Source organism: Bacillus sp. NTK034 (assembly GCF_017303275.1).
Lineage (GTDB): Bacteria > Bacillota > Bacilli > Bacillales > Cytobacillaceae > Cytobacillus.
Window position 1 is genome coordinate 439066 of record NZ_JAFKOJ010000003.1, and the last position, 14620, is coordinate 453685.

Genomic DNA, 14620 nt, shown 5'->3' on the forward strand with positions numbered 1-14620 from the left:
CAGATAGAATTTTCAGTAATCCGAATTAATTCTAAATTTATTGTTAATTCATATTGACAATTAAATAGGAGAATATCATAATATTAGAAAAACTTATAAAAACTTTAACAGATAACTGCACTACTGCCTTGAAGTAGAAAAGAGCGAAAGGGAACCTTTTCAAAAACAGCATATGAGTCTTATTACAATAACTGTAAGCAGCTGTTGAACATCCATATGGTTGTTGCCGGGAAGCAAGCCCTTTCGTCCACGCTCGGGGGATGACTGGGCGTTTTTATTTATCCTCTATTAAGAGCAGCAGGAAAAGCAGGCATGAGGTTTTTAAATCATCTACAGATAGGGAGTTTTGACAATGACTGAATTTAAAATTGAAATCAATCGCACACCTGAGAAAAAACAAAAACCTGCATTTGATAACCTGGAGTTTGGCAAAAATTTTACCGATCATATGTTTGAAATGGATTATACTGCCGGCCGGGGATGGCATGATCCAAGAATTGTACCTTACCAGCCTCTTTCACTTGATCCCGCTGCAATGATTTTCCATTATGGGCAAAGTGTCTTCGAAGGGTTAAAAGCATATCTTACAATCGATAATGAAGTACTGCTGTTCAGGCCTGAAAAGAATATGGAGAGATTGAATAAATCCAACTCCAGGTTATGCATTCCTGAAATTGATGAAGAGCTTGCTCTTTATGCCTTAAAAGAATTAATATCACTCGATCGTGACTGGATTCCCAATGTTGAAGGAACCTCACTGTACATCCGTCCATTTGTCATTTCAACTGAGCCATACCTTGGAGTAGCACCATCAAAGAGATACAAATTCATCATTATCCTTTCTCCAGTAGGCGCCTACTATAAGGAAGGCATCAACCCTGTTAAAATTGCTGTTCAAAACGAATATGTCCGTGCTGTAAAAGGGGGAACAGGCACTGCTAAAACCGGAGGAAACTATGCAGCGAGTCTGAAAGCACAGGAGCTTGCCAGCTTAACTGGATATTCACAGGTTCTATGGCTGGACGGAAAAGAAAATAAATATATTGAAGAAGTGGGAAGCATGAACATTTTCTTCAAAATTAACGGTGAAGTTGTAACACCTGAGCTGAATGGAAGCATTTTAGAAGGAATCACCAGAAACTCTGTACTCGAGTTACTGAAATACTGGAATATCCCTGTAGCAGAGCGCAGAATCTCCATTGAAGAAATTTACCAGGCACATGCGGATGGACAGCTTGAAGAAGCATTTGGAACAGGCACTGCTGCTGTTATCTCTCCAATTGGCGAATTTTTCTGGGACAATAAGAAAATTGAAATCAGCGGTGGCATCACCGGGGAATTATCCAAGAAAATCTATGATACTTTGACAGGCATTCAAAAAGGAACCGCACCAGACCCGTTTGGGTGGAGTGTAAAAGTGGAAAAAAAAGAGGCAGCAGGCATTAAGTAATCCCCAATGCAGGCATGGATCGGCATCATAAAGCCGATCCTTTTTTATTTTAGGCATGAAAATCTGCTAAAATGGGAAAATAAAGAAAGAACCTATTACGAGGGGAGATAAAAAATGGACAAGATAGAAGTTGGAGAAGTGTTTACAATAAGTGATGAAAATGATCAGGAAATGGAAGTGGAGGTCCTCGCTTCTGCAGAGGTAGATGGCCATCAATATGCTGCTGTCAGCTTCGTAGAAGATCTTGAAGAAGACACAGAAGAAGATATCGACGTGTTCTTCTTAAAACTGGATGAAGACGGCGACTTCACACCCATTGAAAGCGATGAAGAATTTTCCAAAGTCTCTGCCGTATTCGAGGAAATGATAAATGAGGAATAGAAGAGAAGGAATGATTCCTTCTCTTTTTTTACATAGGAAAATGCTTAAGCTCCTAATCTTCAGAAAACGTAATTTTCTTCAAAATTAATGCGCAAATCTCACAAAAGGAATGAAACAGCAGGTGATCCAATGAAAATATTATGCATCGATGGCGGTGGAATACGCGGTGTCTTTGCTGTCAGCATTTTAAAAGCTCTCGAAGAGGAACTGAAACTGAAAGCAGGCGACTATTTTGATATGATTGCTGGCACAAGCACCGGATCGATCATTGCCTCTTCACTGATCCTGAAGAAAGATATGAGCGGAGTCTTGAAAGGATACGAGTCATTCGGGAAGAAAATTTTTGTAAAACAGGCAAAGGTTGGACTCTTTAAAAGTGTATACAGTGATAAGTACCTGCGGCGTTTTATCCGAAAAGCTTTTGGCGAAACGGAGCTTTCCGATATTAAAAAGCCCCTTTTAATTCCTGCTGTCGATGTGACTCATGGCAAGCCATTTATCCACCGTTCCAATTACGGCAGTACTGGAAATGAAAGTCTATCAATGAAGCTTTGGGATGCAGTCCTTTCCTCCTGTTCAGCACCTGTATATTTCCCTCCGAATAACATCAGCAACAGTTATTTATCGATAGACGGAGGACTTTGGGCGAATAATCCATCACTCGTCTGTATTACGGAGGCTATGCACCACTTCAAGGAGGAACTGCAAAATATTAAAATCATTTCCCTTGGAACCGGTCTTCAAAAAATTGACTTTACAATTGACAATAATAAATACTGGGGTGTAAAGCATTGGCTGCCTTTCCAGCTCCCGTCCATGAAAGTTACGCCGAAGCTTTTGGACCTGGCCCTTCATTTATCTTCCGAATCTGTTACGTACCATTGCAAGCATCTGCTCGGAGAAAATTACTTGCGCATAAATGAAGAACTGGGAGAAGAAATGCCATTTGATGACATAAAGTTTGTGGAGGAATTGGTCATGCTTGGAGAGAAGGTCTATCAGGACCGACGGAAGGAAATAAAAAAGTTTTTACTATCGTGATTTGAAATCCGTAAAAAAGAGCAAGGGTATTGCCCATGCTCTTTTTTCTTATTTTGTATTTTTCAAGGAATAATACTTCACGTGTTCTTCTGTATTTTGGAGAGCTTCAGCAATCGTACCCATAAGGCTGTATGGCCCTTTGGCGTCATGGCCAACTTCCCAGATCATCATTCCTCCGAATCCGTGATTGAGAGCCAGTGCTGTTTTCTTTTTCATCGTATTGGCACCATTATAGTAGTAGTTGGTGCCATTTAGGCTGATCCTATCCTTTGCTGCGTTTTCGGGATTATCGTTTATGACTGCCTTATATGATACAGGCTTAATGGCAGGATCTGCTGGCTGAGCATAAAGCGGAACCCCCAGAACCAGCTTATCTTTTGGAATACCCTCTGAATCAAATAGTTGTCCCCAATAGTTTGCAATACTCTCTGTAAAGGAGTACGGAGAAAGATTAGCAGCGTTGTATCCGCCATCCCACTGGCCATCATAAGCCATAATATTTACATAATCAACCTTCATGAACATATCAGGCTCATATACGACATAGCCCGTCTCTGTACCAGTTACACTATGAATTTTGGCATGGACCGCAACAGACAGCACTTTGCCGTTTGCATGAAGCACTTCGCTAAGCTTAGTGATAAAGACAGCCAGGTATTTTGCATCCTCTTTGGAACGCGGATGCTCAAAATCAATGTCAATGCCATCAAGGTTTTCGTTTTGAGCCAGCTTCGCCAATTCTTTTACCAGCCTATCTCTCGAAGAGTCATCAGCTATGGCTTGTTTAAAATAATCATAAGATTCCCCGCCATTGATATGAAACCATCCCCCAACGGCAAGTATGGCCTTTACATCTTGACGGTGTGCATTTTTCACTACACTTCTCAGGTTTTTCAGGGCTGAATCACCATTTAAAGAAATGCTTCCATCCTTTTTGGGATGAGCGAAAGAAAATAGGATATGAGACAGATTTGAATAATCGATCGATTTTGGATCACGGTAATCCTGGACATAACCCATCAGCACTTTTTCGGGAATCTCAGAAAACTCCGGAATTCCTTTTTTGACCGGAAGTTTGCTGGATTGAGAAACCGGCACAGGCTGTTTTAAAGGCTGGATCTGATCCGTGTTGTTTGTATAGTAAATGCCTGCAGCAAAACCGCTGGAAAATATAAGAACAATCAATATCAGCACTCGGTGTATTCTCTTCACAAATAGTAACCCTCCATCATTCAATCCTATAAAAGTGTATCAAAAAAGAGAACAAGGAGGGGGTGGTAATTTATTGCTTGCATTCCATTCATAAAATAATACATAAATATGATTCTCATCACATCCCAAGCTTTTCCCCCATGGTACATTCCTTATAAGCAATAAAAACAGCCTAGTAAAAGATTGATAAAGGAGGAAATGTACAGTGAGTGAACTGATTAATAACCGTGAACAACATGGCCATCACAGCAGTCCTGTTCGGCACAGTGAAGGTGAAACTGCTCATTTGAAGCCGGAAGAACAGCCTGGACACCCCATACATACATTTATCCGGGAGAATAGGGCTATTGATAAGCATCTGAGGGAAAAAGTAAAAGTCCATCTCGAGGCGTTCATCCAGGAGGATAACGGGGAAAATGCATATAAACTATTAGAAGACTGCATCCTGCTGCTTGATCTTGATAAGCATTACAGCCGCAAGGAAAATCTGCTTTTCCCATACCTGGAGAAGTACGGAATCTATGGTCCAACAAATAATATGTGGAGCATCGATGACTTTATCAGGGATGGAATCAAGGATGCCAGGAACCTGCTCAGCGATTACGATGGGGACAGGCAAAAGGTCATCAATGCCGTGCGGTTCATGTTCAATGAAATAAGCGCCATGATTTACAGGGAGGAAAACATCCTTTTCCCCATGGCTTTAAAGAATCTTACAGAAGATGAATGGGTTAAGATTGCCCATGAGAGTGACGCGATTGGCTTCTGTCTGACCGGCCCTGAAGGTGAGTGGAAGCCTGAACGAAGAGGGATTGAAGTGAATGGAATATCAGAAGGCTATATCAAAATGGAAACTGGCATTTTAACACTAAAACAGCTGGAACTATTATTCAATCACTTGCCTGTTGATATCACATTTATTGATCATGAAGACGTAGTCCGCTATTTCTCTCATGGAAAGGAAAGAATCTTCGCCAGAACCAAAGCAGTGATTGGGCGAACCGTGCAGAATTGCCATCCCCCCCGCAGTATGCATGCTGTGGAAGAATTGCTGAAGGATTTCAAGGCTGGCCGAAAAGACTCTGAAGATTTCTGGATAAAATTCAGAGATAAATATGTTTATATTCGTTATTTTGCCGTAAGGGATGAAAACGGAAGCTATGCAGGAACCCTTGAATTCACACAAAATATCAGCCCAATCCAGGAAATCGAGGGAGAAAAAAGGATTCTTTCATAATTATATAAAAGCTAAGAGCGTCCAGGCTCTTAGCTTTTTTTGATTTTTGAAGGATTATTAATCTTATATGTCACTGTTTCTTCTACTATGAATTCCTCTTCACAGTCTTTGCCTTTAGGCAGCTTCTTCTTGACAATTTTCCCGTCAAATTCAAGGCTTTCCCCTGGCTGGAGTTCGTATTTCTTCAGAGTTTTTGAGTGGGAGCACCAGCCTAGCCCCACTTCAATCGGTTCATTCTCTTGAATGACAACATCTTCTAAGACGATGACTTCATCATTATCTTCATTGAAATGGTTCCAGCTCAAGGCAATTTGTTTTACTTTAGCAGTAAAGTGGACCTTTTCTGCAGGCAATTCCAAAGCAGGCTGTTTTTCCTTTTTGGCTTTTTTTGCTGAAGGCTTAGTCTTATTGCTGTTTTCAGACGAATTCTTAGAAACGTCTTCGGATTTCTCACTGTCTTTTTTAGGAGCATCCTTTTCAGAAGGAGCAGAGGAGTTGTCCGCAAATTCAGCAGCCAGTGCCTTTCCAAAGCTTGGAGACTGCATCTCTTTAAGATAAGCCGGGTGTATGCAGCTCAGATTTCCGTCCTGAAATTCGATTATGATTGTATAATAATCACCAGACTCACCGTATGCCTGATAACCTTTCACGGTTACAAGCCGCTGCTGTGATTTTTCTTTATACCAGAATTCCTTCTTCACTTCCCTTGTAGTTGATAAGCCCCATTCCCTGACTTTTTCTTCATAATGGGCATCGTCCTGAAAAGTTTCAAAATTCCCCACTGGCGGAAAATAGGCCGTATTGTTTGAGTCTTCAATATGAGGGAGAGTTATTGCCAATCCGTCCACATCCTTTCAAGATTATTTTAATGGCCGTTCGTGATAAAATCAAAAATGAGGAAGGGTTTTTCCGATAACTTTTGAATATAGTTAATAAATGAACGACAGTTTTGCTGCAAAGGAGTCTATAAGATGAAGACATTCAAAAACAGAAATGACGTTCCGCTTAATGAAAAATGGAATCTGGAAGACATTTATTCAAGCATGGAAAAATGGGAGGAAGATTACCAGAGGATTGAACAACTAGCTGATAAGCTGAAGACCTATGATGGGCAGATTCATGACGGCTGCTCTCTGTATCAATATCTTGAACAAAAAGAAAAACTTTCTTACATATTTAATAAGCTATATGCATATGTGATGCTGAAAACAGATGAAGACACACGGGTGTCAGACTCACAGGCATTGGTGGACAGGGCAAAGCAATTAAGCGTAAAAATCAGTTCATCCACTTCTTTTTTTATGCCTTTTCTTTTAAGCCTTGATGAAAAAACACTGAAAAACTATATTACTGAGGAAAAAGGCTTGAAATACTTTGAGGAAGACCTGCTCGAATCCTTCCGCTATAAAGCGCATGTCCTTAATAAAGACAAGGAAGAAATTCTGTCCCGCCTTGGCGAAGCACTTTCAGTTCCCAGTCATACATTTGGAATGATGAATAATGCAGATATAAAGTTTGGCGATGTAACAAATGATGATGGCGAAAAGGTTGAACTGACACGCGGCATGTATGCGAAAATTATGGAAGAGGAAGACCGGGAAAAGAGGAAAGAAGCATACAGGGCGTATTACCAGCCTTATGTGCAGCTAAAGAATTCCATTGCTTCCACTCTTTCTGCCGCAATTAAAAACAATGTGACAACGGCCAAAATCCGGAATTATCCTTCAGCCCTTGAAAAAGGCTTATTTGGAGATAAGGTGCCAAAGGAAGTATATGTAAATCTTATTGAGACGACTAAAAAGAATATTGGGGCAATGCATCGGTATACTGCAATCCGCAAGAAACAGTTAGGACTTGACGAGCTAAGGCAATATGATTTAAGTGTTCCTTTAGTAAAGGGAGTCAAACCCGAAATAACCTATGAAGAAGCTTATGACACAATGTGTAAAGCACTGGAGCCTCTTGGAGAGGATTATATTAACATTCTCAAGGAGTTTAAATCTGAGCGCTATATTGATGTGCGGGAAACTCCAGGGAAGCGCTCAGGGGCGTATAACCTGGGCATCTATGGCGTTCATCCCTATATCCTCCTGAATCACCGTGATGATCTGGACAGCCTTTTCACACTTGCACACGAATGCGGACATGGTGTCCACAGTAAGCTCAGCTCACAGCACCAGCCGCAGATTACCGCCCGTTACAGCATCTTTGTAGCGGAAGTGGCATCAACAGTGAACGAAGTGCTGCTGATTCATTATTTGCTGAACAGGGAAAAGGATAAACAAGTCCGCAGGCACCTCCTTAATCATTTTATTGATCAGTTTAAAGGAACCTTCTTCACGCAAGTCATGTTTGCTGAGTTTGAAATGAAAACGCACGAATTAGCGGAAAAGGGAGAGCCGCTTAACGCTGAAGTTTTCAGCGGAATCTATGAACGGTTATTCCGTGAATATAATGGGGATGAAATAGTCTTTGATGAAGAGGTGAAATTCGGGTGGGCAAGGATTCCTCATTTTTACCGTCCATTTTATGTTTATAAGTACGCTACAGGATTTGCGTCTGCCATTCATTTGGGAGCAAAAATCCTTGAGGGGGACAAAGAAACGCTGCAAAGCTATCTTGAATTCTTAAAAAGCGGAAGTTCCGATTATCCTCTTGAGCTGCTTAAGAAAACCGGAGTGGATCTGACTACCCCATACCCAATTGAAAACTCACTTCGGAAATTCAGAGAACTTGTAGAAGAATTCGGAAACCAATAGAAGAATCCGGCCTGTTTCTTAACTTAGAAACAGGCTTTTCTACTGTCATAGATAAAAGAACAGCCTGCTGAAATACAATTAATGGACAGGATGAAATATTCCTGCAATAATTGATGCAAACTTTAATTAATAAGAAGCTAGTGCAAATATAATTGTGAAGGATGAAAGGATGAAAGTACTACTGGCAAGCCCGAATTTTCACCAGGCAAGAGGAAATACAGTTACCGTTCAGCGTATTTCTGATGGACTTAATAAGCTGGGCATCGAGACTAAAATCATTAATATCACAGACGATCACGAATTCACTTGCCTGCCAAAAGCTGATATTGTGCATGGCTTTAACGCTTACAAGTTTGGCGAATTTATCAAAGGGCTTGGTAAAAGGCCTGAAAGATATGTTGTAACCATGACAGGCACTGATTTGAATATCGATCTTTATGATCCGGCGAAAAAAAACGATGTTATCGAAACGATAATCCATGCCGAGGCTATACATGTATTTGATGAAGAAGCCAAGCTTGTACTGTCAAGAGAAATTCCCGAAGCAAGAGATAAAATCAGCGTTATCCATCAGGGCACTGTAATATTTCCTGAACCTGGAGGCGATTATAAGAAAGAGCCTGGCACTTTTTTATTTTTGCTGCCTGCAGGGATCCGCAAGGTGAAAAATATTCCTTTTGCCATTGAAAAGCTGAAAATGATTTACGAAAAAAATCCCAAAGTACGACTTTGGCTGGCGGGCCCTATTATTGAAGTAGAAGAGGGGGATATTGTAAAGGCCCTCGCAGAAGAGAATAAAGAGTGGATTCAATATCTCGGGCAAATCCCCCACCATCATATGGGGGAGCTATACAGGCAAGCTGATGCCGTATTGAATACATCCCATTCTGAAGGCCAGCCTGCTGCTATTTTAGAAGCAATGGAATATTGCCTTCCAGTACTTGCAGCCAATAACCTGGGCAACCGAAATATCATTGACCATCTGGAAACAGGTTTAATCTATACTAATCCGGTCGAATTTCTTGATTATGCAGACAAACTAGTGAATAATTACGAGTTGAGGATAAAATTGGGGCGGGCTGCCAAGTTCTATGTTGAGTGCTGCCATTCTTCAGAATATGAAGCGAAAACACTTCAAAAAATTTACAAAACAATTTTAGAAAAGTCCCCAGTAAATAATGAATAGGCAAGGAGAGAGAAATATGTCGAGAGAAGAAATCGTTAAACTAACTTCTTTATCTACAAAAGGCGGCTGAGGATGCAAAATTGGTCCTGAAGACCTGGCGCAGGTTCTGCGTCATTTGCCAAAGTCTGTACCTGACCCCAACCTATTAGTAGGACTGGATACATCAGATGATGCAGGCGTATATAAAATAAATGATGAAACTGCCCTGGTGCAGACACTTGATTTCTTTACTCCTATCGTGGATGACCCATATATGTTCGGGCAGATTGCCGCAGCCAATTCACTTAGCGATATCTACGCTATGGGCGGAAAGCCGATAACTGTTATGAATATTGTAGGCTTTCCTATCAGCAAATTGGATAAAAGCATCCTTGCAGACATTCTGGCTGGCGCATCCGATAAAGTTAGAGAATCCGGTGCTGTTTTAGTTGGAGGGCACTCCATTGACGACCAGGAGCCAAAATTCGGCTTATCTGTGACTGGTACAGTACATCCTGAACGAGTAAGAACAAATGCAGGAGCCAAACCTGGTGACAAACTTATTTTAACCAAGCCGATCGGCGTCGGCATCCTTACTCAAGCGATTAAAAGGGATATGCTGGATCAGGAAGGCATCGAGCGTGTAATGCAAATTATGGCTGCCTTAAATAAAGACGCTGCTGAAGCTATGGATAACTACCAGGTCAATGCCTGCACAGACATTACTGGTTTTGGCCTTCTGGGCCACGCCATGGAGATTGCGGAAGGAAGCGGTACAGGCATTACCATTGAAAGCAATGGGGTACCTGTCCTTCCAAAAACAAGAGAGCTTGCTGAACAGAATATTATTCCTGGCGGCTCCAAAAAGAATCATAAATGGCTGTCCGGCCGGATTCAATACGAAAATATTGATGATGTTGATCAAGTGATCCTTTGTGATGCCATTACTTCAGGGGGACTTTTAATAACCGTTCCTGAAACAGAAGCTGAATTGCTCCTGAAAGACCTTAAGGAAAAAGGAGTAGAATGGGCTTCCATCATTGGGACTGTCACAGATCAGAATCCTGGAAAGATTACGGTTATCTGAAAAAAGGACTCGAAAAGAGTCCTTTTTTACCTTTACTACAAAACAAAATCAAGGAAGTGCAAACATGAAAAAATTCTTAATGCTCTTGACTATCTTTTCACTGCTGCTTTTGTCAGCATGCAGCGGTAATGAAGCAGATAACACAGGCGGAAACGAAAAAGAACAATCGAAAGAAACCTTTACCATTGGCGTTATCCCAGTTCAAACAGAGGGGTCCATGGAAGCTGCAATGGATAAACTGCAGTCCACTTTATCTAAAAAACTCGATAGGGATGTAGCTGTCGAAGTTTACCCGGATTATAACGGGGTTGTAGAAGCCATGAACTACGATAAAATTGATATGGCTTATTTCGGCCCGTTAACATATGTTGTTGCACATGAGAAGAGTGGCGCAAAAGCCATCATTACGCAGCTGATTGATGGAGAGCCATTCTATTATTCATATATCATCACCCATAAAGACAATCCATGGAATTCACTTGAAGATTTACTGAAAAACAGCAGTGAAGCTGACTTTGCCTTCGGCGATATCAATTCAACTTCAGGATCACTTATCCCATCCATTGAACTGAAGGACCGCGAAGTTTACAAATCAGAGGATGACCACAGCTTTAAGTCCGTCAGATTTACCGGCTCGCATGATGCTACTGCACTGGCAGTCCAAAATAAGCAGGTTGATGCAGGTGCGATCGACAGCGCTATTTACAATCAATTAGTGGATTCAGGAAAAGTGGAAGCTGATCAGATTAAAACGATCTGGAAATCAGAAAAGCTTTTTCAGTACCCTTGGGCTGTACATGAAAATACCGATGAAGAAACGATTAAAGCATTGAAAGAAGCATTTCTCGAGATTGAAGATCCGGAAATTCTGGATGCTTTCGGGGCAAGCGGATTTACAGAGGCAAGCAATGAAGATTATGAAAGCATCCGCCAGGCTGCCCTAAAAGAGGGACTCATTAAAGAATAGGGCTGATAAGATTGTGGTTTAAAAAACGCAGCATTTTAACATATTTGGTGTTGGCTTTATTTGTTTATCTAAGCATGAAGCTAACGGAATTCGATTTATCGAAATTCAAAGACTTCCGCAATATGATTGACTTTCTGTCCCATTGGTTTCCGATGGATTTCTCTCTTCTTCCAAAGATACTTGAAGATAGTCTGGAAACATTGGCCATGGCTTTTCTGGGAAGCTTCTTCGGGCTTATTATTGGACTTCCCTTAAGCTTTATGGCGGCTAAAAACACGTCCGGCTCTAAACTTATTTACCATCTAACCAGAGTCGGCCTCAGCTTTGTCCGCTCTATTCCTGAAATTGTATTCGGTCTGATTCTACTGACGGCTCTTGGACTTGGTCCTTTTCCTGCTGTCCTGGCCATTATGTTTCATAACATTGGAGTTCTGGGAAAACTGATCTCAGAACTCATTGAAGCATCCGATCCCGGCCCGCAGGAAGCCATGAAAGCAGTTGGTGCCAAAAGCTGGTTTGCTTCCCTGTTCAGCATTTTGCCACAAATATGGCCAAATGTATTGTCGAATTATTTCTACCGGTTTGAGGTTGCCATTCGAACTTCTCTCATATTGGGGTTTATTGGCGGTGGAGGAATTGGCCAGAGACTTTTTAATGATTTTAAAACCTTCCAATACAGTTCAGTTTCACTCGATGTACTGGTTATAATGATCATCGTAATTCTAGTGGATCTTTTCGGAAGCTATGTTAGGAACCGAGTGATATAAAGGAGGCCTGAAATGCTTGAGATTCGAAATATAACAGTCCGCTATCCCGGCATGAAGCATAATGCCCTGAATTCCATAAACCTGACGATCCATCCTGGGGATTTTGTTTGTGTGTTAGGTAAAAGCGGTGCTGGTAAATCCACTTTGATCCGCTGTTTAAATGGTTTGCAGACACCATCATCTGGAGAAGTCATCTGGGATGGCCTATCCTTTTCTGCACTGAGTGATGAACAGCTTCGAAAAATCCGCAGGGAAATGGGAATGATCTTTCAGCATTTTAATTTAATTCCCCGATTGACTGTCCAGCAAAATGTTCTGACAGGGATGTTCGGCTATAGGAGCAGCTTCAAAAATCTCCTCGGATGGTTCACAGATGAAGAAAAGGCTCAGGCTAAAAAAGTTATTGCAGAGGTGGGCTTATCCGATTTCACCGACCGCAGGGTCGAGCATCTTAGCGGAGGGCAGAAACAGAGAGTCGGCATTGCAAGGGCTCTCCTTCAAAAGCCAAGGTTCCTTCTAGGCGACGAGCCTGTTGCGAGCCTGGATCCGGGAACTTCAGACCGGATATTCAGCCTGCTTCAGGAGATGCATGAGCGGCATAAGCTTCAAACCATTATAAATGTTCATGATGTTCAGTTAGCTAAACGATATGCAACCCGCATTATCGCTTTAAAAGATGGGGAAGTCGTTTTTGATGATAAACCAGAGCAGTTTACAGACGATATGTATGTATTTACATATGATGCTGAAAGTTATAGCGAAAAGTCATTTATCCGTTCAACTTAAAAAAGGAGGCAAAGTAAATGGCCAATTGTCCGTGAGTAGTGGATAGCTCGAACGTCGTGTACGTTTCGAATGACCCTGAAATCAAATTATTTAATGAGGGCCTTACATCGAAGAAAACAGTGGTGTTGACCTTTGATGATGGACCAGCAAGAGTTCTTCCTGAAATATTGGATATCTTGAAGAAAGAGAATGTTGCAGCTGTATTCTTCTGGCAATCCAGGCTTTTATACCCTCAGCGCCCGTGGAGAAGAGTCATTGACGAAGGTCATCAGATTGGTACTCACTCTTCAAAGCATTCCAACTTTGTTAAATTGACTCCACATGAACAAGTCCAGGATCTCCGCAGCAGCAAAGCTAAGATTGAGTCCATCATCGGCCAGGATGTAAAACTTTTCCGGCCCCCATTTGGGCAGTACAATGAACACACGATAGCTGCAGCCAAACAGCTTGGGCTCTCAACCATCATGTGGAGAATCTCGTCAATGGACTGGGAGCTCAAAGAACAGCCTGAACAAATTATCGCAAATGTCATAGAGAACCTGGAAGACGGAGCGATCATTCTTTTGCATGAATTAGCCCAGACTGTTGAAGCTCTTCCTGATTTAATTGCTGAGATTCGAAATAAAGGTTATGAATTCAGTTTGCTCTAAAAAGTATCCTTGTGCAGGATACTTTTTTTTGTGCTGTGAAAAAAGCAGTATTATTTTTTAAAACAGATTGATATATTGTGGAGATAGGATGCCTATTAAGGGGGAGCGCCTAGCTTGTTTACTAATATTGTGACTGCCAACGGGACTCTGAATGACCGTTGGATTTTAAGAAGAGAGAATATATATCAGGGAGCGAACGGCCGGTTTGTCGAGCGCTTTTTTATTGATGCTTCAAAAAGCTATATTTTCAAACCTCTGACAAACAATACCCAGCTGGGAAAAGAAGTGTGGATTTTCGAAAATGTTCTGGCAGAACTCCCGTTAAAGTATCCAAAAATCCTGTCGTACTCCGTTCAAAACAAATTAAACAATAATTGGATTATTTTAGAGGACCTTGGCACCATCACACATACATTTGATTCAAATATTGCACTGGAACTGGCTGCATTAATGGCCAAATGGCACTCTTTGCCCGCTGAGCGGTTCTCCATTAAACAGCTTAAAGGTCCTAAACCGCCTATTGAGGAAATGGCAAACCATATTCTGCAGAACAAAGAGAAAGTTTTTACTATTTTTAGGTTACATAATGTTTCAGAGCGTTTAGGAAATATCATTTTCAGCGCATTTACCAGTAAACCCTTTTCTGCTGTGAAGGTTCTTTGCCATGGGGATTTGCACCAGGGGAATTTTGGGTATGCGGGCGATAAGACAGTGGTTCTGGACTGGGAACATTGCCATTTGAACACACCTTTTTGGGATTTGTATCATTTAATCGATATTTCACATCCGGATTTCCCTAAGCCTAATAACCATACTTTGCGAAATATGATTCTGGATTGTTATTGTGAAGAATCCCAAATATCTGCGCCTGACAGGGAAAAATTCAAACAGGAATATTATTTGTTTTCAGCTGTCTTTTCGGTTTGGATGATGATGTTAATACAATATGATCTGGACAATCAGGGAGCGAAATGGACTCCAGAACAGCTGTTGAGGCAATTAAAAGAGACAGTACGCAATCTTGTTGAATGTGCTGAAGAAATCATTTAGAACGAAAGTCAGGTCATGTTGATTGACACAATATAGCTAATATGATATTTAAATATTGGTTAGCACTC

The 14620-nt window shown here is 41.3% G+C and carries 14 protein-coding genes; 12 read left to right on the forward strand and 2 right to left on the reverse strand.

Features of this window, described 5'->3' with window-relative positions; translation table 11 throughout:
- Positions 1 to 352: 352 nt before the first annotated feature.
- From JI665_RS12930 to JI665_RS12940, 3 genes are all read left to right on the forward strand, one after another.
- Positions 353 to 1450: a branched-chain amino acid aminotransferase gene (locus tag JI665_RS12930; RefSeq protein WP_206839852.1), complete on the forward strand. Its 1098-nt coding sequence runs from the start codon at positions 353 to 355 to the stop codon at positions 1448 to 1450.
- Between the two features lie 114 nt (positions 1451 to 1564).
- Positions 1565 to 1831: a DUF1292 domain-containing protein gene (locus JI665_RS12935; protein ID WP_206839853.1), complete on the forward strand. Its 267-nt coding sequence runs from the start codon at positions 1565 to 1567 to the stop codon at positions 1829 to 1831.
- Between the two features lie 129 nt (positions 1832 to 1960).
- A complete protein-coding gene (locus JI665_RS12940) occupies positions 1961 to 2872 on the forward strand; it encodes a CBASS cGAMP-activated phospholipase (RefSeq protein ID WP_206839855.1) in 912 nt (303 codons plus the stop codon).
- Positions 2873 to 2920: 48 nt separating this feature from the next.
- Here JI665_RS12940 and JI665_RS12945 read toward each other — a convergent pair whose 3' ends face one another.
- The gene (locus JI665_RS12945; RefSeq protein WP_206839857.1) at positions 2921 to 4084 is read right to left on the reverse strand and encodes a glycosyl hydrolase family 18 protein; all 1164 of its coding nucleotides are present in this window, start codon (positions 4082 to 4084) and stop codon (positions 2921 to 2923) included.
- 205 nt (positions 4085 to 4289) lie between these two features.
- Between JI665_RS12945 and JI665_RS12950 the strand changes: the two genes are divergently transcribed.
- Entirely contained in the window at positions 4290 to 5321 is a 1032-nt protein-coding gene (locus JI665_RS12950) for a DUF438 domain-containing protein (protein ID WP_206839859.1), read from the forward strand.
- 29 nt (positions 5322 to 5350) lie between these two features.
- On the opposite strand, the gene JI665_RS12955 is transcribed toward JI665_RS12950, so the two are convergent.
- Positions 5351 to 6160, reverse strand: a complete 810-nt coding sequence (locus tag JI665_RS12955) for a hypothetical protein (RefSeq protein ID WP_206839861.1) — start codon at positions 6158 to 6160, stop codon at positions 5351 to 5353.
- A gap of 132 nt (positions 6161 to 6292) precedes the next feature.
- Here JI665_RS12955 and pepF point away from each other — a divergent pair, with 132 nt between their 5' ends.
- From pepF to JI665_RS12995, 8 genes are all read left to right on the forward strand, one after another.
- A complete protein-coding gene (gene pepF, locus JI665_RS12960; RefSeq protein ID WP_206839862.1) occupies positions 6293 to 8080 on the forward strand; it encodes an oligoendopeptidase F in 1788 nt (595 codons plus the stop codon).
- A 169-nt stretch (positions 8081 to 8249) separates the two neighbouring features.
- Complete coding sequence (locus JI665_RS12965) at positions 8250 to 9266, forward strand: glycosyltransferase (RefSeq protein WP_206839863.1); 1017 nt, start codon at positions 8250 to 8252, stop codon at positions 9264 to 9266.
- A gap of 16 nt (positions 9267 to 9282) precedes the next feature.
- Entirely contained in the window at positions 9283 to 10332 is a 1050-nt protein-coding gene (gene selD, locus JI665_RS12970) for a selenide, water dikinase SelD (RefSeq protein ID WP_206839864.1), read from the forward strand.
- 64 nt (positions 10333 to 10396) lie between these two features.
- On the forward strand, positions 10397 to 11299 hold the full coding sequence (phnD, locus tag JI665_RS12975) for a phosphate/phosphite/phosphonate ABC transporter substrate-binding protein (RefSeq protein WP_206839865.1): 903 nt from the start codon (positions 10397 to 10399) through the stop codon (positions 11297 to 11299).
- An 11-nt stretch (positions 11300 to 11310) separates the two neighbouring features.
- Positions 11311 to 12066 (forward strand): phosphonate ABC transporter, permease protein PhnE, encoded by a 756-nt coding sequence (phnE, locus tag JI665_RS12980; RefSeq protein ID WP_206839866.1) that lies wholly within the window; start codon positions 11311 to 11313, stop codon positions 12064 to 12066.
- A 12-nt stretch (positions 12067 to 12078) separates the two neighbouring features.
- On the forward strand, positions 12079 to 12852 hold the full coding sequence (phnC, locus tag JI665_RS12985) for a phosphonate ABC transporter ATP-binding protein (RefSeq protein WP_206839867.1): 774 nt from the start codon (positions 12079 to 12081) through the stop codon (positions 12850 to 12852).
- A 56-nt stretch (positions 12853 to 12908) separates the two neighbouring features.
- Entirely contained in the window at positions 12909 to 13502 is a 594-nt protein-coding gene (locus JI665_RS12990) for a polysaccharide deacetylase family protein (RefSeq protein WP_206839869.1), read from the forward strand.
- A 114-nt stretch (positions 13503 to 13616) separates the two neighbouring features.
- Positions 13617 to 14552 (forward strand): phosphotransferase, encoded by a 936-nt coding sequence (locus tag JI665_RS12995; protein ID WP_206839871.1) that lies wholly within the window; start codon positions 13617 to 13619, stop codon positions 14550 to 14552.
- Positions 14553 to 14620 lie beyond the last annotated feature (68 nt).

Coding starts and splice junctions, on each gene's coding strand:
- JI665_RS12965 (WP_206839863.1), top strand. CDS start 8,250: ATGAAAGTACTACTGGCAAGCCCGAATTTTCACCAGGCAAGAGGAAAT.
- JI665_RS12935 (WP_206839853.1), top strand. CDS start 1,565: ATGGACAAGATAGAAGTTGGAGAAGTGTTTACAATAAGTGATGAAAAT.
- phnC (WP_206839867.1), top strand. CDS start 12,079: ATGCTTGAGATTCGAAATATAACAGTCCGCTATCCCGGCATGAAGCAT.
- phnD (WP_206839865.1), top strand. CDS start 10,397: ATGAAAAAATTCTTAATGCTCTTGACTATCTTTTCACTGCTGCTTTTG.
- JI665_RS12940 (WP_206839855.1), top strand. CDS start 1,961: ATGAAAATATTATGCATCGATGGCGGTGGAATACGCGGTGTCTTTGCT.
- pepF (WP_206839862.1), top strand. CDS start 6,293: ATGAAGACATTCAAAAACAGAAATGACGTTCCGCTTAATGAAAAATGG.
- JI665_RS12930 (WP_206839852.1), top strand. CDS start 353: ATGACTGAATTTAAAATTGAAATCAATCGCACACCTGAGAAAAAACAA.